Annotated in this window: 1 protein-coding gene; it reads right to left on the bottom strand. The window is 68.8% G+C overall.

The features are described 5' to 3' along the window. On the bottom strand, nt 1–423 hold a 423-nt coding region (locus tag IF89_RS39745), incomplete at both ends, for an RHS repeat domain-containing protein (protein ID WP_043194999.1).

Consider the following 423-nt stretch of genomic DNA (forward strand, 5'->3'; position numbering starts at 1 on the left):
TCGGTCTTTGCGGGCCGGCCGAGGCTGTCGTAGGTGTAGGCGGCGGAGGCGGTCTGCCCGTCCGCAGTCTTCTGCACCGCGGCCTTCAGACTGCCGTCGCTGTTGTACGTGTAGGCGGTGACCGCCCCGGCCGCATCCGTGGCCGATACCAGCTGCCCGTGCTGGTCGTAGGTCCGGGAGGTGGACTTCCCGTCGGGGTAGGCGACCGAGGCCAGGCGTCCCTCGCTGTCGTAGGTGTAGGTGATGAGGGTGTTCTTCTTGGCGTCCGCGTCGTCGCGGGCGCCTTCCCAGATGCCGGTGACCCGGTTGAGGGCGTCGTATTCCGTCTGCCGGACGGTGGTGGCCCCGCTGGCGTCGGTGACCGCGGAGGAGAGCAGCAGCCCGGTGTCCTCATCGTAGGTATACGCGGTCGTGGAGACGGTG

The organism is Streptomyces sp. NRRL F-2664 (assembly GCF_000719345.1).
Lineage (GTDB): Bacteria > Actinomycetota > Actinomycetes > Streptomycetales > Streptomycetaceae > Streptomyces.